Here is a 21,520-nt window from a genome sequence, read left to right as displayed (position 1 = left end):
TGCATTAACTTGCATTGTTAAGATGCAGATTCTAAAACATTTTCACCATATTTTTTAAGATTTATAGACGCTTGATAATCTCGATCAACAATATTTCCACATTCGCATTCAAAAGTTCTATCGGATAACTTCAAGTCTTTTTTAACTTTTCCGCAACAAGAACACAACTTAGAACTTGGAAACCATCTATCCGCCAAAATGAAGCGAATATTATTCCAATTTGACTTGTATTCAATTTGTCTTCTAAATTCATGGAAACACTGTTGTTGAACAGATTCAGCTAAATGTTTATTTTTCATCATACCTTTTACATTCAAATCTTCTAAAACAATAAACATTGGTTTTCTGTTTACGATTTCAGAAGTGATTTGATGTATGTAGTTATGACGAATATTCGTTAGTCTTCGTGAAACTTTTAAAAGTTGCTTTTCACTTTTTATAATGTTGTTGGTTTTCCTGTAACGGTTTCCCTCCCTTCCTTTTTCATATTTTCTTGAAATTTTACGTTGCAACCTGCGCTTTTTCTTTTCTAATTGCCTAATTCTTTTTGTTTTATTAATATTTCCATAAACTTTACCATCAGAACAAACAGCTAAATCTTTTATTCCTAAGTCAATACCTATCCCTTCTGTTTTTGAAGGAGAATAATCACTATCTGTTTCTATTCCAACAGATACCCACCAATTCAAACCATCAAATGTAAATCGAGGATTCATATACTTAACATTTTCACCAAATGGAATACGTCCTTTTTCTGCTAATCGAATCCAATTTATCTTTTGTTTATTCGACTTTTTACTTGAAGCAAATCCCTCTACTTTAACATGTGTTTTTGTGAATTTGATTTTCACATTATCCTGATAAAAACTAGGTATAGATTTCTTTTTCCTTTTAAATTTTGGATATTTTGATAGTCCTTTAAAAAATCGTTTGTAAGCATCACAAGCATCTTTAATAGCTTGTTTCGTTACATTATTACTTACATTATTCAGCCAATTAAATTCATCAAGCTTTTTCATTTGAGTAAACTGTTTTCTCAAAGTTGAATCATTGATGAATTTACCACCATTTTGATAATTTTCTTGTTGCTTTGCAATTGTCCAATTATAAGCAAATCTAGCTGTATTCGCATATAGAAATAATTTAGTTTTTTGCTTATTATTTGGTTTCAACATCCCTTTTATTGACTTTATCATTTAGCAACTCCTCATTTTCCTCAATTAATTCATCTACTAACTTTCTAGTTTTATTAGCACGTTTTCCTTGTAATCTACAACTAAATACTGTAACAATCTGTATTAAATCTTCTACAAGTTCTTGTTCATCTGTTTTTTCATTGCTATCTAAAACTTCAATCTCACACCCATTAAGGTTTGCCATATACTCAACCAATTCAAAACCAAATCTAAGAAGCCTATCTTTATGGAATACTACTATTTTATCTACTTCTTTGTTATTTATCATTTTGATTAGTTGACGCAAACCTTTTTTCTTGTAATTAATCCCACTACCAATGTCTTGAATGATTTCATATTCAACATTTAACGATTCTAAATATTTTTTCATATTTTCAACTTGTCTTTGCAAATCATCTTTTTGTTTATTAGAAGAAACTCTGCAATAACCAACCACTTTTTGACTAGTTTCTTTAATACCAAGTACCTCTTTAAGTTGATCGTGAGAATAATATCTATAGCCGTTTGAGCCAGTATGATGTGGTTTTAATTTTCCACTTTTGTCCCAATTTCTTAAAGTTTGTGGCGTTCGATTGATTAATTTGGAAAATTCATGAATGCTATAATATCTCATGCTATATTCCTCCTTAAATTAAATATAGCATGAAAAAATTATAAAGTCAATAAAAATTTTATAACTTTTTATAAGTTATTTAAAACTGTTTAAGCCCTCCTACCCTTGTTTCTGGCCCGATAAGACTTAAACGATCAAACTAAATCATGTCACTCGTCTTTTTCACCTGAGAACCGGGCATGCTTTCCCCCTGATTGATTTCATCTAATCGACAAGTCGAATCCTCCTCGGTAAAAATATTCATCTATTCTGAATTTTACGCCTATTTCACAATGAGGGCAATGATGGTTGATACAGAAGAAAAACCATGGTCATAAAAAAAGGAACGCCCCGCTCTATGGCAGTGCCTTCCCTGTTGAATCATTTTATTGAATTCTTCGCTTAGCGATGGCTCTTACATGGCGTATTTGCGGTTTACCCATTTAAAAAACGATGGCAGGATAGCGACGACAATGATGACGCGGATCACTTGAACGGCGACCACAAAAGTAGAATCCGCGTTAAGGATCACGGCTGTCGCGGCCATCTCGGCAATCCCTCCCGGAGCAAATGCCAAAACCGAAGTGGCCAATCCGATATCCGTAAACCGAGAAACAATATAGGCGCAGACAGTTGTAGCCATCACCAGTCCAACCGATCCGGCCAATCCCACAAGAAAAATACGCCGTGCACCTTGAAACATTTCCTTGTGTGAACTACCCTCCACTTACCACCCTTGCGGGTCGCTTGAAGTGGGGGCTTCTCGGGTAATCCTATCTAACGATAAGAAATTGACCGAGCTTACCCTCTCGTTCCGAAAGTTATTATTCTTTATGCTAATATGCGTAATCCTTCATTTTTGATATTGATTGCTGAATTGTGATCACGATCTAATACAAAACCGCAAGAACATTCATATACACGTTTAGATAATGGCATTTCTTTTTCCTTGCCACAACAAGAACATTTCTTAGTAGAAGGGAACCACTTATCGATTTTTACAAGTTGTTTCCCTTGTTCTTTTAGCTTGTATTCTAAGAAAGTAGTGAACATACCCCAGCCATTATCATGAACACTTTTTCCAAAATTGAGGGCTTGAGACATTCCTTTCATGTCTAAGTCCTCAATGATAACTGCGTCATAGGTTGATGCTAATTCTTTTGATTTATGGTGAAGAAAATTCTTGCGTTGATTGGCAATTTTCTCTTGTAACTTTGCTACTTTCAAACGTTGTTTTTCCCAACGTGCAGAACCTTTTTTTCTGCGAGAAAGAATTCGTTGTGCTTTTGCCAGTTTGTCTAATGCTTGTCGATAGTACCGTGGGTAATTGGCTTTCTCACCCTGTTCACTCTCGACATATAGACCGTCCATAGCAAAATCTAAGCCAACTACTTTTTGAATCTTTACTGACTGAATATCTTTCTCGTATTCTGTCAAAATCGAAATATAATATTTACCTGTCTTTGTTTTAGAAATAGTACAAGATTTGATTTTATAATCAGCAGGTATTTCTCTATGTCGGTTCATTTTCATTGGCTTTTTGATTTTTGGTAGTTTGATATGACCATTTTCTAGCTTAATATTGCCGTTGACCATATTGGTTGTGTAAGATTGTTTATTTTTCTTGCTTTTGAATTTAGGAAACTCCGCACGACCTTCAAAAAAGTTCTTATAAGCATTTTGCAAATTGATCTGTGCGTTTGCTAAAGCTAAAGAATCCACTTCTTTTAGGAATGGAAATTCATCTTTGTATTTCGCTGGTGTCGGGAATGCTTGTTGTTTAAGCGTTTCTTTATCGTTTTTGAATTTCTCATACGTTTCCTTACGTTCTTCCAGCATCTTATTGTAGACAAAGCGAACACAACCAAATGTTTTGGCTAATTGGATTTTCTGTTCTTTATTCGGATACAAACGAAATTTGAAGGCTTTGTTTTGTTTGGCCATATCAAATCACCTCACTTCTGACCTTGATTTTCAATGTATTTTTTTATGACTTCTATTGGTGCACCGCCTGTTGTAAGCAGACAAAAGCTTCTTGACCAAAACATCTCTTTCCATAGTCTTTTTCGGATATGAGGAAAGTTTTTCTTTATCAGTCGAGAACTTGCACTCTTATAAGTATTGATGAACTTCGATAATTCAGAATTAGGATGTGCTTTGAATAGGATGTGGATATGATCCTTATCATGATTCCACTCTGTCAAAGTAATGTTGTATTTTTTTCCGATCTCAATGAACATATCTTTTGCAAAATCAGATATTTTATCGGTGAACACTTCTCTGCGATACTTTACAACTAATACAAGATGATAATGTAATAGGAACACTGAATGATTATTACTATCCAATTTCATTGATATATCAATCCTTTTTTATATATAAGACTGATTATATCAAAACCTTTGGCTAAAGCCAACCGAAATTCATCTCCCACCTACTCATTGGGCTACGCCCTGCACATTCCTTGAGGATGGGAGACTTCTTTCGGAAATCCGTTAAAGAAGAGCCGATGCTTGCTCCCATGAGAATTTGCGCTACGATCATCAGCCAATTCGGCCACCATGCATTCAAATCGTGCCCTTTCAGCACTCCGCCTAACGTTTGCGCGATCGCCACAAAGATCATTCCTCCAACAAGCCAAGGAGAGGGGACTCTGATCCATTTTGCGACAAAAACTCCAGCTGCCGCCACAGCCACCAAAACTGTCGTCCAAGCTAGATGAGGATCGGTCGTTTGAAGAACGGCTATCGTTCGCGTCCCTTTACCGACAAAGTGTGAAGAATGCAGCGCCCACATCGAAATAAAAAAAGGAACCGTCCCCGTTACAAGAAGCACCCGAACCATTTGAGTAAGGCTGACAACCGCTACATTCGCCCCCAACTCGCTCGCAATTCCCGGCATGGCAGAAAGCCCTCCGGGAGCCGTTCCCACAAAACTCGTGATGAAATCGGTCGAGCTGAACCGCCATAAAATGAATCCAGACAATAGCGAAAAACTGATCGATAAAAGCAGCATGGCCAGCACAATCAAGCCGTCCTCATGAAAGACACGCCATACAGTGGAATTCATTTGTTGTCCCAATTGAATTCCTATTATAAATTGGCCGGTCCACATCCAATGTTTCATCAGCTTGATTTCCACTTGCTGAAAAGAAACAAACGCCGGTTTCCAAAGGGCCAGCACCCCGGCCAACATCAATGATCCGATCATCCAACCGATGGAAACTCCCGTCCGCGACAATAAAAATCCGCCGATACTGCTAATCAAAATAAACCATAAGTTTTGCAGAATCTTTTTTGTTGATTGCATAACGACCATCCTCTTTCAGTCCCCGTCTTCTTTGCTTTCCAATCGCTTTTCATTTCTCATGATAGCCAACATATGCCTCCTCTATTATAGCAGGGAAGTTCCTTTCAATTGGTACTCGAAGATTGGCTATTCTATGCCCCCACGCCCTCTCACTTTTATGTCAGACTTACAAAAAAGCAGTCCAACAGAAACATTCGCCCATCCCTCTTATAAGGGAGTGGGCGAATGTTTGTTCTGAAAAATACAGTATAATTAGTTTTTCCTCTATCCTTGATCTAGGTCTGCTTCCTTTTAATGCCCGGTTTGAATATATAAACTAAAAGCTGCGGCCTGCCGGTTTTTCCACAGCAGACCGCTGAATTCAGTTTCATCTAGGATGTTGCAGAAAAAGAGGGGGAAATTTCTAAAAACAGGAACAAGAAAGTTTTCTAAACTATCGAAAACTCCATTCAACGAAAATGATTCTCATTTAGTTCCTTCGTTTTTAATGATAATGATTATCATTATCTTTGTCAAGGATTTCAAGAAACTTTTTTGGCGATTAGAGATTCTTTATTCTGAAACGACACGAAAACTGCTATAATGCAATATAGAAACCCCTGATCTGTCGACAGATGGATAAACGATGATTTCGACATCCGAAGATTACGAATAAAGGAATGATGCAAGTGGCTGACTATCGGCAATTTTACGATAAATTAGCAGAAGTGGTCATGAAAGACAATATCAAAGTAGACGAATGTCTAAAAAAACACACCTATACACGGTTAGGTGGTAAAGCGGACCTTTTTGTCACACCTACTACTTTTGCGGAAGTTCAAGCAGTGGTTCAATTTGCGAAAAAAGAACAAATTCCTTTCACTTTGATCGGCAATGGGTCCAATTTAATCGTGAAAGATGGTGGAATACGCGGCATTGTTCTTTGTTTAAAAAACTTGAACAAAATCGTTGTGGAAGGAAATCAGCTCCGTGCACAAAGCGGCGCTGCGATTATCGATGCTTCTAGATACGCCTTGGAAAACCGGTTAACCGGCCTGGAATTTGCGTGCGGAATACCGGGTACGGTCGGAGGAGCCGTTTTTATGAATGCCGGTGCCTACGGCGGAGAAATAAAAGATGTGCTCGATTATGTGATGGTCGTGGATCGCGACGGAAACTTATTAAAACTGCCGGCTTCTGACCTCGATCTTTCTTACCGTACAAGTAATGTGGCCGAAAAAGGCTATATTGTGCTGGAAGCTGCCTTTGCGTTGCAGCCCGGTGACTACGAAGAAATCAAAGCAGTAATGGATAACTTAACAGAGCGCCGCGAGTCCAAACAGCCTTTGGAATATCCGTCTTGCGGCAGCGTGTTTAAACGGCCGCCCGGTTATTACGCCGGAAAACTGATCCAAGACAGCGGACTTCAAGGCACACGGATCGGTGGCGCAGAAGTCTCCACTAAACATGCCGGCTTTATCGTCAATATCGACAATGCTACGGCAGCCGACTATATCGCCTTGATTCGCCATGTACAAAAAACCGTCAAAGAAAAATTCAACGTCAACCTCGAAAGAGAAGTCAAAATCATCGGGGAAGACTTAACAGACCCTTCGAAACAATGCTAACGCAAAAAGCGAAAGGGATCATTTCCCGTCCATTCAAGCGGGGAATGATCCCTTTTTTCGGCATTTGAAGACATCACATGAAGGATTGGACTCATTATGATCCGGCCGGTTTCACATTTTCGTGCTATTCAATGATCTGGATCAACAACGGTCATCCAAGTCCTCTGATTTTTTTATGGATCAATGATTAACGCGAAGATTTTTAACCTCTTTCACACCCATATGTGATGCATCCTTCCTAATCGATAATATGCTTAGCCATCTTTATCGTCCGTGCGATATGGCGGGATGTTTGTTGAAGGTAAAACTCAGCGTGTTGAACGGCTTTTTCCCACGGGATGATCCCCGGGACTATGCTATAAAGGGTATCGATTCCGTGCTTTAGCACGATGTCGCTGTCTTCGGATAACGAACCGGCGATGCCGATCACCGGAATACCATATTGTTTTGCGGCTTTGGCGACACCGATAGGCGTTTTCCCCGAAACCGTTTGACCGTCTATGCGTCCTTCCCCGGTAATCACAAGAGAAGCATCTTTGACGCGCTCTTGAAATTGAACAGCCTCCAGCACAATCTCGACCCCTCGCTTTAATTTCGCATCCAGAAACGCAAGCAAGCCGGCGCCAAGCCCACCTGCCGCTCCGGCACCGGGAACATGGCGAATCGGTTTTTCCAATGTTTGTTCCACCACATCAGCAAAGCGGCTTAAATTTTCGTCCAGCTGTCGAACCATTTCCGGTGTGGCGCCTTTTTGCGGGCCAAACACAGCTGAAGCTCCGTTCGGGCCCGTTAAAGGATTATCGACGTCGCAAGCCACATCGATTTTCACCTTTTTCAGCCTTGAATCGAGCGATGACAGGTCAATCTCCGCCAATTCCGACAAATGCCCTCCCCCCGGGGCAATTTCTTGTCTCTTTTGATCTAAAAGCCGGCCTCCCAGCGCTTGAATCATTCCGGCCCCGCCATCGTTCGTAGCACTTCCGCCGACTCCAATGATCAAATGTTCTACACCCTTATCCAGAGCAGCTCGAATTAATTCTCCCGTTCCTCTGGTCGTTGTGAGCAGAGGGTTTCGTTTTTCGTTCGGGACAAGATGTAATCCGGAAGCAGCCGCCATTTCGATAACCGCTGTTTTTCCGTCACCAAGCAAACCAAAAAACGCATCTACCGGCTCTCCTAATGGTCCTGTCACTCGTTTTTCGATGACGGTCCCTCCGGTCGCGTCCACTAATGACTGAACAGTCCCTTCTCCCCCATCTGCCATTGGAATTAACACGTACTCCACTTCCGGAAATACGTCCCGAAATCCTTTTTCGATCGCACGAGCGGCTTGAAAAGCAGACAAACTTTCTTTGAACGAATCAGGTGCAATCACAATTTTCATCATTTCATCTCCGTTTCTTTATGATCCGAAAAGGTGAAATACTCCATAAATCAAGGTGGATACGACCGCTAATGTCATTCCAACAAGCGATTCATATGGCATCAGTTTGAGACGTTCTTTCATTTTCATATGAACACTGCCCGCTGTAGCATGGAAAAAGCTCCCGTGAGGCAAGTGGTCTAACACGGTAGCCCCCGCATGAACCATGGCCGCACCCGCTAACGCAGAAACACCCAACCCCACAATCGTGCCTCCAAATACGCTGCTGGCAACAGCTGTCCCTGCCGTTGTAGAAGCGGTAGCAGCTGACATAAAGATTCCGGCAATCGGCGCTAATAAATAGGCCGGCAATCCTGAATGAGTTAAGCCGCTGATGATCCCCTCTTTTAACGACGAGTTCGCAATCACTCCAGCTAACGTTCCTGTCCCTAATAACATAATGGCAACGCCGGACATTTTCGACAAACCGGAAATGGCATAAGCATTGATCTTCTTGGATTGTTTCATCGCCATGGCCCCCACTATTCCACCGGCCGGAAGTGCGATCATAGGATCAATATCCATATGAAAAGTCGGGCGCAGCGCCAGCAACGCAATGGTTACTATGGGAGCCGTAATCGCAGCTAAAAAACTGGGCAATTCTTTCTGTTCATGGCCAGCTGATTCCGTTTGTTCCGCAATCATTGTCCCTTTTCGCATCAATTTCTTCGCCAAAAGATAAGTGACCACCATTCCGAAAAAAGCCGGAAGCACCCCGGCAGCCATTAAAGACGTCAACGGAACATGGAAGGAATCTGAGGCAGCGATCGCATTCGGGTTAGGCGACATAATGTTCCCCGCTTTTCCTCCGCCAATCATCGCCAATAAAATGGCGGGTTTGGATAACTGTGCCCGACTGGCAATCGCCAGCGCAATGGGCGCAACCGTCATTACAGCGACATCCACAAACACACCAACCATCGTCAAAATCATGGTCGCAATAGCCAACGCTAATAACGCCCTTGCTTCTCCGAGCTTTCGTACGATCGTTTCCGCAATCGACGCTGCGGCTCCGGACTCAATCAGCACTCCTGCCAACACCCCTGCGGCTAAAATACGCAGGACAGCAGGGACCATCCCTTCTGCTCCTTCCATCATCACATCCACCGTATTGGTCACATCGGCTCCTCCAGCGATTCCGCCAATGAAAGCCCCTGCCATCATTCCGTAAGCAGGTGAAACTCTGCGCAAAATAAGCACGATCGCCATCGCTAAAGCGACGATCGCACCTAAAGCGCTTACTTGAACCCCCATAATCTCCCCCCTTTGATTGTCCTTTTAATCGTCGCCTCAGTTTCGTTTTGAAGCCGTATGAGTATTAACAACCTTCCTTCCTTTCTTCCTTCCAAGGAAGTGTTAAGCTTATGAAGATAGGATATCTACCGTTCTAAATGCTTTTCACAATGAAACCTCAAACCTTGTAAACTTGCCTTTTCTTTCAACTTGCCGGCAACTTCAATAATATGTACGGGGCTGCAAGGGACAATATTCGTATTACCCTATCAGATTCATTTTCTTGGCAGTGTTATTCGCTTGAATTTTCATGAAAATCAGCAAGCAGACCAGCCTATTTTTATCGAAGTTTTATCTACTTTTTATATTAAAGATTCACTATCCATTTGAAAACCATTCTTTGTTAAAAATCGAGGGTTTTTCGCGTTCTTAAACGAAAGAAACAGCAATCCGATACTTATAAAGCCAAAAAAGCAAACCCGTTTCCGATTTCAATCGGAAACGGGTTTGCCAATCAGCCATCTATTTTCACATTTTATTCCGGATGATTGTCGGCATTTGGGTCTACCTTAAAAGAAGGCTTAAATCCTCGATACTTCACGTCTATCATCATACCAGCAGCAGCGTGATGCAATTCATGGCAATGGTACATCCAATCACCGGGATTGTTCGCTTGAAAAGCAATGACATATACTTCTCCCGGTTTGACATTGAGTGTATCTTTTATCAAAGGCGATCCTGTCAGCGGTTTTCCGTTTTTACTTAATACTTGGAAAGAGTGGCCATGTAAATGCATCGGATGATCAACAGTCGAAATATTTCGTAACGTGATTTTGACTAAATCTCCTTTGTTCACATAAATCGGATCCGTCTTCGGATAGTATTTTCCGTTGATCGTATAATGCGTGGTGCCTTTCTTGTCCACTTTTACGCCTAAATCCATGGTATAGTTTACATCATATTTTTGATTCAAAGTAAATCTGGACGGTCCCTTTTCGCCGTATTTTGTTATATCCAACTGCGGCAATGAAGTCTTATAATCCGGCTTATCTGCATGGCGGTTTGACCCTTCATAAACGATCTTGGCCACCATGTTTTTGTCCGCTTTATTGTGATCATGAGAATCGATATACCATGTTCCGGGATGATCGGCTGTAAATTCAATATCATATCGTTCACCCGGCGCGACAGGGATGAGCTTATTCTTCACTAATTGCGGTTTATGAATCGGGTTTCCATCGGTGGCAACCACCTTAAACGCATGGCCATGCAAATGAATATTATGAGTGATATATCCGGCGTTGATCAATCGAATACGTACTTTATCGCCTTTGCGAACCTTTAATGGCGGTATGGAATCTCCGGATTTTCCATTGATCGTATACAAATCATACGTTCCCATGTTATCGCCGTTCATATCCGTATGATTCTTGCCGCTCTTCATTTCATCCATCGTTATGCCGGATGAATTCCATTCATCCAACATAAGAGTATAGTCTTTGTCGACTTTTTCTTCGTTTGCCCCCTCCACAATGATGGCTCCATATAAACCTTTATCGATTTGATTCACACTATCTTGGTGGGAATGATACCAATATGTACCCGGTACAGTGGCAGTAAAATGATAAGTAAAAGAATGGCCGGGTTGCACTGAGTTCATGGTCACCCCCGGAACGCCATCTTGGCTGTTAGGAACCGGAAGCCCATGCCAATGAATGGTCACAGGTTGTGGCAATTCATTTTTAAGCGTGATATTCACGGTTTGACCTTGTTTTAATTTTATAATAGGTCCTGGTACAGAACCGTTGAAAGTCCAAACGGGAAACTTATGTTTAGAATCAAATGAATTCACTGCTTCTTTTGCTGTTATGGTAATGTTATTTCCCGCTAGTTCTTTTGTAGCAGTGGTCATAGTCAAATTCGAATAATCTTTTTGACTACCGGACATTTGGGAATGATCACTGTTTTCCGTACTCTTGCTATCCATATTGGACGTATCATGACTGTTCGCTTTATCATTGGCGTTTGAGCAAGCGGCAGCGATGACAACCAAAATAGATAGAATCATGATGAACCCCGATTTTTTCATTTTTATACCTCCCTACCGTATATCATAATATAAAAAATGACAGATTGAACGGAGAGAGTGTAAACAATTCATGAATTTCCATTTTCGAATGAAAGACTTTTCGATAAGAGAACACCAGATGTTGGAGCTTTTATCTTTGATCGACAGATCGATAAACATTTTCTTTTTGAAATGAAGGAATGTCTATTGTCACCCGAAAAAAATCGTACTATAATAATCATGTGTCTTTCGGGATGTAGCTCAGCTTGGTAGAGCACTAGCATGGGGTGCTAGGAGTCGCAGGTTCAAATCCTGTCATCCCGATCGTTCCATACAGATTTTCAATAACCTTCCTTCACTCGACATTTTACTTTTGAAGCATCTGCTTTTTGCAGGTGCTTTTTCTATTTTTCTCCAGTAGCATTGCATTAAGTTAATTTTAATTTGTCAAGCCCAATTTTATGTTAAATTTCATCTTTTTGGATATAAAAAAACTCCTTATAATTAGGATTGGCAGTCCTATCCAAATCCTAAGAATAAGGAGAAACCATTATGGATAAGAATACCACAGAATCCACAATAAATGAACTATTTAAAGAGATCGATCCAATAACTTTTTCAAAACTAATTAATGTGATTGACGTTGACAAATACATTAAAAAATTAACGGTGTATAAGTTTTTACAACTTTGTATCATCGCTCAGTTAAATGAATTGGAAAGCTTAACAAAATTGGCCAAACATTTGAAAGACAAGGAAGAGTTGCAGACATATCTGGAATTTGATGCAATTAGTACTTCGCAACTTTCTCGCAAATTAGGCCAATTATCCCCTCAACTGTTTGAAAAAGTATTTAAATATCTGGTCTTAAAGATCCAAGGGCAAATGAAAAATGCCCCGATCATCCGAAACATTGGTCGTCTTCTGGTCATTGATTCTACCACGATGAGCATGAGTTTGAGCCAATATCCATGGGCAACTTTTCGTAAGACAAAGGCTGGTGTTCGACTCCATTTAAAGGTTGTTGTAACGAAGGATATCACTGTTCCGGATCAAGGGATTATCTTACCCGCGAAACATGCCGATCGCACACAGATGGACGAACTCATTGAAATCGATCCAAATGCGATTTACTTGTTTGATCGAGGGTATGTCGATTACAAACAGTTCGACCGCTTATGCCGAGAAGGGGTGCGATTCATTACCCGGCTTAAAAAGAACGCAGAGATTGAAGTTTTATCGGAACGGATTCCCAATCCAGAACGTTTGATTTATAGGGATCAGATTGTCATTTTAGGAAATGACCGTAATCATACCAAAATGACTCATCCTCTCCGATTGATCGAAACGGTCGACAGCGAAGGGAATCCCGTGATCATCATAACCAATTGCTTTGATCTTTCTGCGGAAGAGATTGCAGATTTATACCGATATCGCTGGAAGATAGAGACCTTCTTTAAATGGATGAAACAGCACCTTAAGATAAAAAGATTTTATGGAAAAAGTCAAAATGCCGTTTACAATCAAATTTGGATCGCCCTAATCACCTATTGCTTACAGGCCATGCTCCAATTAAAAGTGAATCACGATGGTCCTTTATTAGAGATCAAGCGAACTTTACAGAATCTGCTTTTTAAAGGTTTTGACTGTTTTGTTCGCTCCCTTTTTAAAAAGCCAATTCGAACGTCCAACGGTCGGAAAAAATACCATTGGGAAAAAGATTTTGAAACCATCGTGTACCAATTTGAAGAAGGGGAGGTGGAACACCTAGACGATTTAGTTTATGATCCAATGTTTCTGTAATATATTACCAAATTGTGGAAATGGACTGCCGATTAAGACGTCATTGTCCTTTTAAGCTTGCTTAGAAAGATTGTATGTCTGAATATTCAGTTACATGAAATAACTGGAATTTTTGTTGAGCTTGACAAACATTAAATTTTTTTATGCAACGCTACTGATCATTTTATAACTAACTCAACTTTCGCACACAGAAATATTTAAGCATTGCTTGATATAATTAGGTATAGTGGCCAACCATTTATTCATTTGATTTTTAAAGATGTCCATGTTCAAAGAAACCTCGGCTTCCGCCAAAGTTTGGAAAAGGTCAATAAGTGATTGAAGGGCAGTAATAAAATCTATGTCTTTTACATCTTCGCAAAGGATGTAAAAAAGGTTGCCAATCGTCTTAGGATCCTCCTCTTTTCGCATTTGCCAAGCAATGAGAATATATCGTGTAAAAACAATGGTTGTATGGCTAATTAACATGTCGTAGGAACGTCCCTGGAATTCTTTCTCTAAATTTAAAAGGGATTTATTGCATTTGAAGAAGACTTCAATGTCCCAACGCATGCCGTAAATACGAATGATCTCTTCATTTTCTAATGTTGTATCTGTGATGAGAATGGCAAGCCATTCGCTCCGTTTATTACGGTTTCGTACAAATAGAATTTTTACTGGAATTCCATTGTCTAAAGTAGCATAAACGGATCCGCGAATGTCTTTTTTACCCATGTGAGGTTTTGCCAATTTGTAAAGTTGATTCAGTGTGAAACGTTCACCATTGTAAACGTATCGCTGCTTTAATTGCTTCACCAAGCCAATGACAAATAACCCTTTGTTCGTAATCTTCTCAATTAAAGGCGCTTGTGTAAACCAGGAATCCATGAGAACATAGTCAGCTATAATCCCTTTTTCAAGCGCATGATCAAGTAAAGCTGAAGCCACGTCCGGTTTTGATTTCAGAGCTTCCTGGCGACGCTTATAGCCAGATGTTCGTTTATCAATATTGGTATTGTTTTCTTGCAGGCGATTTTCCTTTTTCGGTGAACTTAGAAGAGCAAAATCAACGGGAATAAAAGTAAAACGATCGGTCCAGCCAAGGGTAAGCATTTGAAACCCTTTCAAGTACTGATGGATAGAGTGATCAAAAACCTTAGCCAACAGTTCAACCGACTTACTACGGTTTCTTGAAAAGACAGAATCATCAATCACAAAAGCTGTGACACGATCTTTTGAAGTTAATGGTTGAAGCAGACGGATCATTTCACTGCTTCATGAAAGCAGAAACTTTCTCCAATGATAGGTTGGTGTATTTAAAAAGCGATAGACTGTATCCTTTCCGGGCAGATCCTGAGATCGTTTACTCATAAAAGCACGAAACCAGTTCTTATATTGGAAGACTAAAAGAAAAATCAGTTTGAAAACAGTAAGACAAGAATACCCGGAAAGTTTCGTAATATTCGCTTTTCTTAAATGATATCCAATATTTAATTCGGAAAATCCTTGTTAGGGTATTAAAGTCAAGTTAAGTATCTTAGAATATAGTAAAAAAAGAGGGATGGTTGATAAAGCGTACAACACACAACAACCGTCCTGTCAAATCTAAAAGTTCCACCTCTTACATAAACCTCTAACAGTTGTTTCCTTTTTTCTTCTATATATTACCATGAGCAACTCTTCATTTACATTTGCTTTTATAATTTTTCTTTTATTCTACCGTTAAATTTAATTTCTTTAAAATTAAGATTTACAAAGCACGTTCTATAATAAAAACAGAGAAGTTAATTTTCACTTCATCATCCTTAAATCGTTTTTTCTAATCTCAAAATTCCTTTTAAATTACGTTAAACTTTAAATTAAATTTAGTTGTGAACCATAAAATTTCCTAAAATAAAATGAACCATAAAATTTCCAAATGGAAATTTTATGGTTCATGTCACAAAGTTTTATTCGCATGTTATCGGATACTTAAAATGGAGACGGTGGGAGTCGAACCCACGTCCAAAGGTATCACTACTTAAGCGTCTACGAGTGTAGTCGACATATTGTGTTTCGCTCTATCGTCGGCCTGTCGACGGGCTTCGGACGAGCTAGCCTGATTGGTCTCTTCCTTCATCCTCAGGCGGCGGAATCCGGCGTAGCCCACTTCAGATGAACCCCTCGACTTCCACATGGGCGATGGAAGGAGGAGCCTTTAGCGCAATTAAGCAGCTAAAGCGTAATTGTTTTGTTTGCCAGTTATATTTAAGTTGACGTTGATGACGGAGACGATCCCTCCGACTCGCAGCTTAAGCTCTGATTACCCCTGTCGAATCCGTAACGTCCCCTTATAATAAAGAGAATGTTTCGGAAGCTCTGGGAATATCGAGAGCTTAATGCTTGTTTCAACTGGCTCTTGCAAGAGTTATTATATCATAATAGGCGTATAATTCAACCGGGATGAACTTCCAATTTTCCAACTTGCGGTACGACCCTCCACTTCTTTACTTATCGAAGTGGAGGCTTTTTCCCGAGTGATGGACTGCATCCAAAGATCGCTTGAAAAGTATCGATTCTGGGCAGCCCTGTATGTTGGATGACAAAACGAGTTTCACCGTCTGGAAGTTCAAAAGAATATTAAAACTGCTGACGAGCTTTAAACGCACGCTCAATTTCTCGTTTTGCTTCTTTCTTTTTCAAGTCTTCGCGTTTATCCCATTTTTTCTTCCCTTTGGCCAGACCAAGAAGAATTTTGGCATAGCCGTTTTTTATATATAATTTTAACGGAACAAGCGAATAGCCTTGTTCTTTTGTTTTCCCGATTAATTTCAAAATTTCTTTTTTATGCAGCAAAAGCTTTCGAGTACGAAGCGGGTCATGATTATAACGGTTTCCATGTTCATATGGGCTGATATGCATATTGTGAAGAAAAACCTCGCCCTTTTGGACGCGGGCAAATGAATCTTTTAAATTGACACGGCCAGCGCGGATCGATTTAATTTCCGTTCCTTGCAGCACGATGCCCGCTTCATACGTTTCTTCAATAAAGTAATCGTGCCTTGCTTTCTTATTTTGTGCGACAACTTTTCCTTCCCCTTTTGGCATATGATTCCCCCCCTTGCTGGTTTCTTGATCTTTTGTCCAAAAGGCTATCAGGAAAGATCCGGCCTCTCCATCATCAAAAAAACTTATCTCATTCTCTGACTAAATTCTTGTCAGTCCGCCTTTATTTTCGTTTACGCCTTTTGCTTTTTGGTTTTGCGACATTCTCGTAAAATTTCTTTTTCTTTTTTTTGGGCGGCCGCGTTGACCATTCTTCCTCCGAATTCAGCTGAGGACCTTTTTGTTTTCCTTTTTTGGAACGCACTTTCACCACTTTCGGCGCATCCATCGTTTTTCGCTTCTTAACGTTTTTCATGCCGACGATTTCAAAATCGACCGAATGTTCCTCTTTATTGACATTGATGACGCGGACCGTAATTTCATCGCCGATCCGATACACATTTCCAGTCCTTTCGCCGATCATCGCATAATGGCGTTCATCGTAGTGATAATAATCATCGGTCATATACGAAACATGGACAAGACCTTCAATAGTATTCGGCAGTTCAACAAATATGCCAAAGTTCGTAACGGAACAAATAATGCCGTCAAATTCTTGGCCGATTTTATCTTCCATAAATTCCGCTTTTTTAATTTCGTCAGTCGCTCTTTCGGCATCTACTGCCCGTCTTTCTCTCTCGGAAGAATGCTCAGCGATTTCCGGAAGCCGCGCTCCCCATTTCGCTCGTGTCGCTTCGTCCATTTTCCCTTCGATCAAATAAGTGCGGATAAGCCGGTGAACAATTAAATCCGGATACCGACGTATCGGAGAAGTAAAATGGGTGTAAAAATCGGTAGACAAACCGAAGTGTCCCAGACTTTCCGGATAATATTTTGCCTGCTGCATGGAGCGAAGCATCACAGTCGATACGACCATTTCTTCCGGCTTTCCTTGCACTGCTTCAATGATTTCCTGCAACGCCCGCGGATGAACGGAATTGGCCGTTCCTTTGACGACCAGACCGAAATTCGTTATAAATTCAAAGAATCGCTGCAGTTTATCTTCTTTCGGATCTTCATGAATCCGGTAAATAAACGGAACATCGAGCCAATGAAAATGTTCCGCCACCGTTTCATTGGCTGCCAACATAAATTCTTCGATCAGCCGCTCCGCCACGGAACGTTCGCGCAGCACGACATCTACCGGTTTGCCGTTTTCATCGACAATCACTTTCGACTCTTTAAAATCAAAGTCGATGGCTCCCCGCTTCATTCGTTTATTACGGAGAATTTCGGCCAATTCGGCCATTCGTTCAAACATAGGAACAAGAGGTTCATACCGTTTCCGCAATTCTTCATCTTTGTCAACGAGAATGGCATTGACATCCTCATAAGTCATTCGTTCCGTTGTGCGGATGACGCTTTCGAAAATTTCGTGGCTGACCACTTCTCCTTGTTCATTGATTTCCATTTCACATGAGAGAGTAAGGCGGTCCACTTTCGGATTTAAAGAACAGATCCCGTTGGACAGCCGGTGCGGGATCATCGGAATCACTCGGTCAACCAAATATACGCTTGTCCCCCGCTCAAACGCTTCCCGGTCAATAGGAGAGCCTTCTTTCACGTAGTAGCTGACATCCGCAATATGAACGCCTAATTTATAGTGTCCATTGTCCAATTTTGTGACAGTGACGGCATCATCCAAGTCTTTGGCATCCGGTCCATCAATCGTCACGATCAGTTCGTTCCGCAGGTCCCTTCTGTTTCGAATTTCCGATTCGTCAATGGTGTCGGGCGTTTCATTGGCCTGAGCCAATACTTCATCCGGAAAGCTTTCCGGAAGTCCAAACTGATGAATAACCGATAAAATATCCACTCCCGGATCGTTTTTATGGCCAATAATCTGAATAATTTCTCCTTCGGCGCTTTTTCTTCCTTCCGGATAAGAAGTGATCCGGACCACCACTTTATGACCGTCCACTGCCCCCATATTGGCTGTTTTCGGAATAAAAATATCACTGGAAAACTTGCGGTCATCCGGAATCACAAACCCAAAATATTTGCTGTCCGAGTAGGTGCCGACCAGATCCTTGACGCCTCTCTCCAAAATTCGGACAACGGCTCCTTCTCTACGCGTTCCTGATTTTTGATTAGAAACACGGACAAGCACTTTGTCTCCGTTCACCGCTCCGTTTGTGTCGCCGGGAGGGATAAAAATATCATCCATTCCCGGTTCTTCCGGGATCAAAAAGGCGAATCCCTTCGGATGACCGGACAGCTTTCCACGGATTAAATTCATTTTTTCCGGAACTCCATAGCGGTTGCTTCTTGTTCGAACGACAAGCCCTTGCTCTTCCATGTAGACAAGCGCTTTGACAAAATCTTTAAACTCTGATGAATCCTCAATTTCAAACGCTTTTTCAAGTTCTTGGACAGTGAGCGGCTTGTAGGCGTCTTCTTTCATATAGGTCAACAGCCTGTCCACATGCTCTTGAATGGTTGGATCCATTTTCATCCCTCCTTAGGACTTAAAGCCCCGACGGAATTTATACTTGCCAATCAAGACTTTCTAAAAATTGATAAATATCTTCGTGAAGCTGCTCTTTTTCTTTACCAAGTGTAATGACATGGGTGGATTGTTCATACCATTTTATGTGTTTCACCGGAGATTGGATTTCATTGTAAATAATATTGGCCGAATCCGTGTTGATCATTTCATCATGTCTTGCTTGAACAACAAACGTTGGGGCATATACGTTATCCACATTTTCTCGGACATCGGCTATAAGATTTTGAAGCTCTTTTAATGTATTCATAGGAGTTTCCTTAAAGGCTTCTATTTCTTTTTCAATTTGTTCCTCCGATTTTCCTTCCAATTTTTTATAGTTGCGGGCGTATTCCACAACTCCCTTGTACATAACTTCTTCGCTTTTAATATACATTGGCGCACACATGGGAATGATTCCCTTCACAGGTACAGTGTAACCTAATTTCAAAGAAAATACACCGCCGAGCGACAGGCCGGCAACGGCAATTTCTTCATAGCCTTTGCTTTTCAAAAAATCATAGGCTTTTACAACATCCTTCCACCAGTCTCTCGGCCCTGTTTTCACCAGCTCTTCCGGGGGCACTCCATGGCCTTTATAATGAGGAGCATGACTGGTATACCCCTTTTTCTCCAAAAATCTCCCCAGCATGCGTACATCCGATGAATTTCCGGTAAAACCATGCAGCAATAATACCGCTCTCGGTCCCGCTTCAAAGAAAAATGGCTCCGGCCATTTTATTTTCATGATGACTTCTCCTTTCTTCATGAATCCAAATGTTTTACTGCCGCTGAAAAAAGTTCTTTTCCTCTCATCAATCCGCCTTCTCAAGAGTCCTCTCTAGTTCAAACTCTCTCTCATGATCCGCATGTTGACACCCTAGTCCACAAAATGGCGACGTTGGCGATCATCATGAGAAGCGAATGGATGAGCTTTTCAAGAGAAAAGCCTAACCACGAATGGTCAGGCCGGAAAATTCGCAATGTTATATCGTTCTTAAGATCAGTTAGCTGCAGACAACCGTTCATTTCCACAGCGTCTCGCTGCCGTTACCATCCAAGATAAGCGATCGCAATGGTAATCGCGAAAAACAAAATGGACAATACAACCGTAATGCGATGCAAAACCAAATCAACACCGCGCATTTTCTGCTTTCCAAAAAGCTGTTCTGCCCCGCCGGTAATGGCTCCGGAAAGGCCGGCGCTTTTTCCCGATTGCAGTAAAACGACCACGATGAGCGCGATGGAAACGACTACTAGTGCGATGGTTAAAAATGTGTGCATGATTCCCCTCCATAACAACGAACAAACGATTAGTTTTATTTTACCACAAGGGTCAGGAAGAAGACAAATACGAATCATGAAAAAGGCTGACTCATTGAACGGGTCAACCGTGATGAGTCAGCCTTTTGAAAATGGATGAAGGATTAGTGTTTCAGATTATAGAATGCCTTCAAGCCAAGGTATTGAGCAGTATCTCCCAATTTGTCTTCGATGCGAAGCAATTGGTTGTATTTCGCTACGCGGTCAGTGCGGGACGGTGCTCCCGTTTTAATTTGGCCGGCATTTGTAGCCACGGCAATATCAGCGATTGTGCTGTCTTCTGTTTCACCGGAGCGGTGAGAAACAACAGCCGTGTATCCTGCGCGTTTTGCCATTTCGATTGCATCAAATGTTTCCGTTAAAGTACCGATTTGGTTTACTTTAATTAAGATGGAGTTGCCAACACCTTTTTCGATACCTTGAGCTAATTTTTTCGTGTTTGTAACGAACAAGTCGTCACCTACTAATTGTACTTTTTTGCCAAGGCGTTCTGTCAGCATTTTATGGCCTTCCCAGTCGTTTTCATCCAAACCGTCTTCGATCGAAATGATTGGGTATTTAGAAATCAATTCTTCATACCAGTCTACCATTTCTTCGGATGTTTTCGCTACGCCTTCGCCATCCAGATGGTATTTTCCGTCTTCATCGCTGTAAAGTTCAGAAGAAGCAACGTCCATTGCCAATTTCACTTCTTCGCCTGGTTTGTAACCCGCTCTTTCGATTGCTTCAATAATGGTTTGCAGCGCTTCTTCATTGGATTTTAAGTTTGGTGCAAAACCACCTTCGTCACCAACTGCTGTATTGTAGCCTTTTTCTTTCAACACGGATTTCAGATTGTGGAAAATTTCTGCTCCCATGCGCAATGCTTCACGGAAGTTGGATGCACCAACCGGCATGATCATGAATTCTTGAATGTCCACGTTGTTGTCCGCATGGGCACCGCCATTTAAAATGTTCATCATAGGAACTGGCAATTGTTTTGCGTTGAAGCCGCCAAGATATTGATAAAGTTCAACGCCTAGAAAATCAGCTGCAGCACGAGCGACTGCCATGGAAACACCAAGGATGGCATTAGCGCCTAATTTTCCTTTATTTTCTGTTCCGTCCAGTTCAATTAACAATTTGTCAATTCCGACTTGGTCTGTTACATCATGACCGATCAATTCAGGGGCAATGATTTCATTTACATTTTTAACCGCAGTCAATACCCCTTTTCCTAAATAGCGTGATTTATCACCGTCACGCAGCTCCACAGCTTCGTATTCACCAGTGGAAGCGCCGGATGGAACAAGCGCACGTCCAAATACACCAGATTCCGTATAAACTTCTACTTCTACTGTTGGATTACCGCGGGAATCTAATACTTCACGAGCATAAACTTCTGTAATGAATGGCATTTGAATCTCTCCTTTTTATTT

General features: G+C 41.0%; 15 protein-coding genes, 1 tRNA gene, 1 other RNA gene and 2 pseudogenes. 3 read left to right on the top strand and 16 right to left on the bottom strand.

Translation table 11 applies throughout. The features are described from left to right. Positions 1-17: 17 nt before the first annotated feature. From N1I86_RS16315 to N1I86_RS16290, 6 genes and pseudogenes are all read right to left on the bottom strand, one after another. The gene (locus tag N1I86_RS16315; protein WP_003353565.1) at positions 18-1,196 is read right to left on the bottom strand and encodes an RNA-guided endonuclease InsQ/TnpB family protein; all 1,179 of its coding nucleotides are present in this window, start codon (positions 1,194-1,196) and stop codon (positions 18-20) included. Then, a complete protein-coding gene (locus N1I86_RS16310; protein WP_341095540.1) occupies positions 1,159-1,809 on the bottom strand; it encodes an IS607 family transposase in 651 nt (216 codons plus the stop codon). The genes N1I86_RS16315 and N1I86_RS16310 overlap by 38 nt, the downstream gene beginning before the upstream one ends. Positions 1,810-2,203: 394 nt before the next feature. Beyond that, positions 2,204-2,500, bottom strand: a pseudogene (locus N1I86_RS16305) (AbrB family transcriptional regulator); the annotation flags it as partial. 119 nt (positions 2,501-2,619) lie between these two features. Next, positions 2,620-3,732, bottom strand: coding sequence for an RNA-guided endonuclease InsQ/TnpB family protein (locus N1I86_RS16300; RefSeq protein ID WP_003353586.1), 1,113 nt, complete (start codon positions 3,730-3,732; stop codon positions 2,620-2,622). Between the two features lie 11 nt (positions 3,733-3,743). After that, entirely contained in the window at positions 3,744-4,142 is a 399-nt protein-coding gene (gene tnpA / locus N1I86_RS16295) for an IS200/IS605 family transposase (protein WP_003352529.1), read from the bottom strand. 52 nt (positions 4,143-4,194) lie between these two features. Continuing rightward, positions 4,195-5,097: an AbrB family transcriptional regulator gene (locus N1I86_RS16290; RefSeq protein ID WP_341097494.1), complete on the bottom strand. Its 903-nt coding sequence runs from the start codon at positions 5,095-5,097 to the stop codon at positions 4,195-4,197. A gap of 662 nt (positions 5,098-5,759) precedes the next feature. On the opposite strand from N1I86_RS16290, the gene murB reads away from it, so the two are divergent. Beyond that, complete coding sequence (gene murB / locus N1I86_RS16285) at positions 5,760-6,704, top strand: UDP-N-acetylmuramate dehydrogenase (protein WP_341097541.1); 945 nt, start codon at positions 5,760-5,762, stop codon at positions 6,702-6,704. A 238-nt stretch (positions 6,705-6,942) separates the two neighbouring features. Here the strand turns inward: murB and N1I86_RS16280 are convergent, their stop codons facing one another. From N1I86_RS16280 to N1I86_RS16270, 3 genes are all read right to left on the bottom strand, one after another. Then, positions 6,943-8,088 carry a glycerate kinase gene (locus N1I86_RS16280; RefSeq protein WP_341097490.1) on the bottom strand — a complete coding sequence of 382 codons (1,146 nt, stop codon included), beginning with the start codon at positions 8,086-8,088 and terminating at the stop codon, positions 6,943-6,945. Between the two features lie 18 nt (positions 8,089-8,106). Next, positions 8,107-9,381: a GntP family permease gene (locus tag N1I86_RS16275; RefSeq protein ID WP_003352668.1), complete on the bottom strand. Its 1,275-nt coding sequence runs from the start codon at positions 9,379-9,381 to the stop codon at positions 8,107-8,109. Between the two features lie 514 nt (positions 9,382-9,895). Then, entirely contained in the window at positions 9,896-11,449 is a 1,554-nt protein-coding gene (locus tag N1I86_RS16270) for a multicopper oxidase family protein (protein ID WP_341097485.1), read from the bottom strand. Positions 11,450-11,678: 229 nt separating this feature from the next. Between N1I86_RS16270 and N1I86_RS16265 the strand changes: the two genes are divergently transcribed. After that, positions 11,679-11,752: transfer RNA gene (locus N1I86_RS16265), tRNA-Pro, on the top strand. Positions 11,753-11,980: 228 nt separating this feature from the next. Continuing rightward, on the top strand, positions 11,981-13,231 hold the full coding sequence (locus tag N1I86_RS16260) for an IS4 family transposase (protein ID WP_094244900.1): 1,251 nt from the start codon (positions 11,981-11,983) through the stop codon (positions 13,229-13,231). A 174-nt stretch (positions 13,232-13,405) separates the two neighbouring features. On the opposite strand, the pseudogene N1I86_RS16255 reads toward N1I86_RS16260, so the two are convergent. The 7 genes and pseudogenes from N1I86_RS16255 to eno all read right to left on the bottom strand — a co-directional run. After that, positions 13,406-14,716, bottom strand: a pseudogene (locus tag N1I86_RS16255) (IS4 family transposase); the annotation flags it as partial. Positions 14,717-15,184: 468 nt separating this feature from the next. Then, positions 15,185-15,540: a transfer-messenger RNA gene (gene ssrA, locus N1I86_RS16250) on the bottom strand. A 289-nt stretch (positions 15,541-15,829) separates the two neighbouring features. Next, positions 15,830-16,297 (bottom strand): SsrA-binding protein SmpB, encoded by a 468-nt coding sequence (gene smpB, locus N1I86_RS16245; protein WP_048622616.1) that lies wholly within the window; start codon positions 16,295-16,297, stop codon positions 15,830-15,832. 121 nt (positions 16,298-16,418) lie between these two features. Then, on the bottom strand, positions 16,419-18,743 hold the full coding sequence (rnr, locus tag N1I86_RS16240) for a ribonuclease R (RefSeq protein WP_341097484.1): 2,325 nt from the start codon (positions 18,741-18,743) through the stop codon (positions 16,419-16,421). 37 nt (positions 18,744-18,780) lie between these two features. Then, entirely contained in the window at positions 18,781-19,527 is a 747-nt protein-coding gene (locus N1I86_RS16235) for an alpha/beta hydrolase (RefSeq protein WP_048622614.1), read from the bottom strand. A gap of 302 nt (positions 19,528-19,829) precedes the next feature. Beyond that, positions 19,830-20,063 carry a preprotein translocase subunit SecG gene (gene secG, locus N1I86_RS16230; RefSeq protein WP_003353512.1) on the bottom strand — a complete coding sequence of 78 codons (234 nt, stop codon included), beginning with the start codon at positions 20,061-20,063 and terminating at the stop codon, positions 19,830-19,832. A gap of 143 nt (positions 20,064-20,206) precedes the next feature. Beyond that, complete coding sequence (gene eno / locus N1I86_RS16225) at positions 20,207-21,499, bottom strand: phosphopyruvate hydratase (protein WP_341097483.1); 1,293 nt, start codon at positions 21,497-21,499, stop codon at positions 20,207-20,209. Positions 21,500-21,520: the final 21 nt, after the last annotated feature.

The sequence above is a fragment of the Bacillus sp. FSL W8-0116 genome, assembly GCF_038003825.1.
Lineage (GTDB): Bacteria > Bacillota > Bacilli > Bacillales > DSM-4216 > Bacillus_O > Bacillus_O smithii.
Note: the sequence above shows the minus strand (reverse complement) of the source record. Positions and strands in the feature narration are given on the sequence as shown.

Bases quoted from the DNA above. Each gene is read 5' to 3' on its own strand.
- N1I86_RS16315 (WP_003353565.1), bottom strand. From the start codon at position 1,196: ATGATAAAGTCAATAAAAGGGATGTTGAAACCAAATAATAAGCAAAAA.
- N1I86_RS16310 (WP_341095540.1), bottom strand. From the start codon at position 1,809: ATGAGATATTATAGCATTCATGAATTTTCCAAATTAATCAATCGAACG.
- N1I86_RS16300 (WP_003353586.1), bottom strand. From the start codon at position 3,732: ATGGCCAAACAAAACAAAGCCTTCAAATTTCGTTTGTATCCGAATAAA.
- tnpA (WP_003352529.1), bottom strand. From the start codon at position 4,142: ATGAAATTGGATAGTAATAATCATTCAGTGTTCCTATTACATTATCAT.
- N1I86_RS16290 (WP_341097494.1), bottom strand. From the start codon at position 5,097: ATGCAATCAACAAAAAAGATTCTGCAAAACTTATGGTTTATTTTGATT.
- murB (WP_341097541.1), top strand. From the start codon at position 5,760: ATGCAAGTGGCTGACTATCGGCAATTTTACGATAAATTAGCAGAAGTG.
- N1I86_RS16280 (WP_341097490.1), bottom strand. From the start codon at position 8,088: ATGAAAATTGTGATTGCACCTGATTCGTTCAAAGAAAGTTTGTCTGCT.
- N1I86_RS16275 (WP_003352668.1), bottom strand. From the start codon at position 9,381: ATGGGGGTTCAAGTAAGCGCTTTAGGTGCGATCGTCGCTTTAGCGATG.
- N1I86_RS16270 (WP_341097485.1), bottom strand. From the start codon at position 11,449: ATGAAAAAATCGGGGTTCATCATGATTCTATCTATTTTGGTTGTCATC.
- N1I86_RS16260 (WP_094244900.1), top strand. From the start codon at position 11,981: ATGGATAAGAATACCACAGAATCCACAATAAATGAACTATTTAAAGAG.
- smpB (WP_048622616.1), bottom strand. From the start codon at position 16,297: ATGCCAAAAGGGGAAGGAAAAGTTGTCGCACAAAATAAGAAAGCAAGG.
- rnr (WP_341097484.1), bottom strand. From the start codon at position 18,743: ATGGATCCAACCATTCAAGAGCATGTGGACAGGCTGTTGACCTATATG.
- N1I86_RS16235 (WP_048622614.1), bottom strand. From the start codon at position 19,527: ATGAAAATAAAATGGCCGGAGCCATTTTTCTTTGAAGCGGGACCGAGA.
- secG (WP_003353512.1), bottom strand. From the start codon at position 20,063: ATGCACACATTTTTAACCATCGCACTAGTAGTCGTTTCCATCGCGCTC.
- eno (WP_341097483.1), bottom strand. From the start codon at position 21,499: ATGCCATTCATTACAGAAGTTTATGCTCGTGAAGTATTAGATTCCCGC.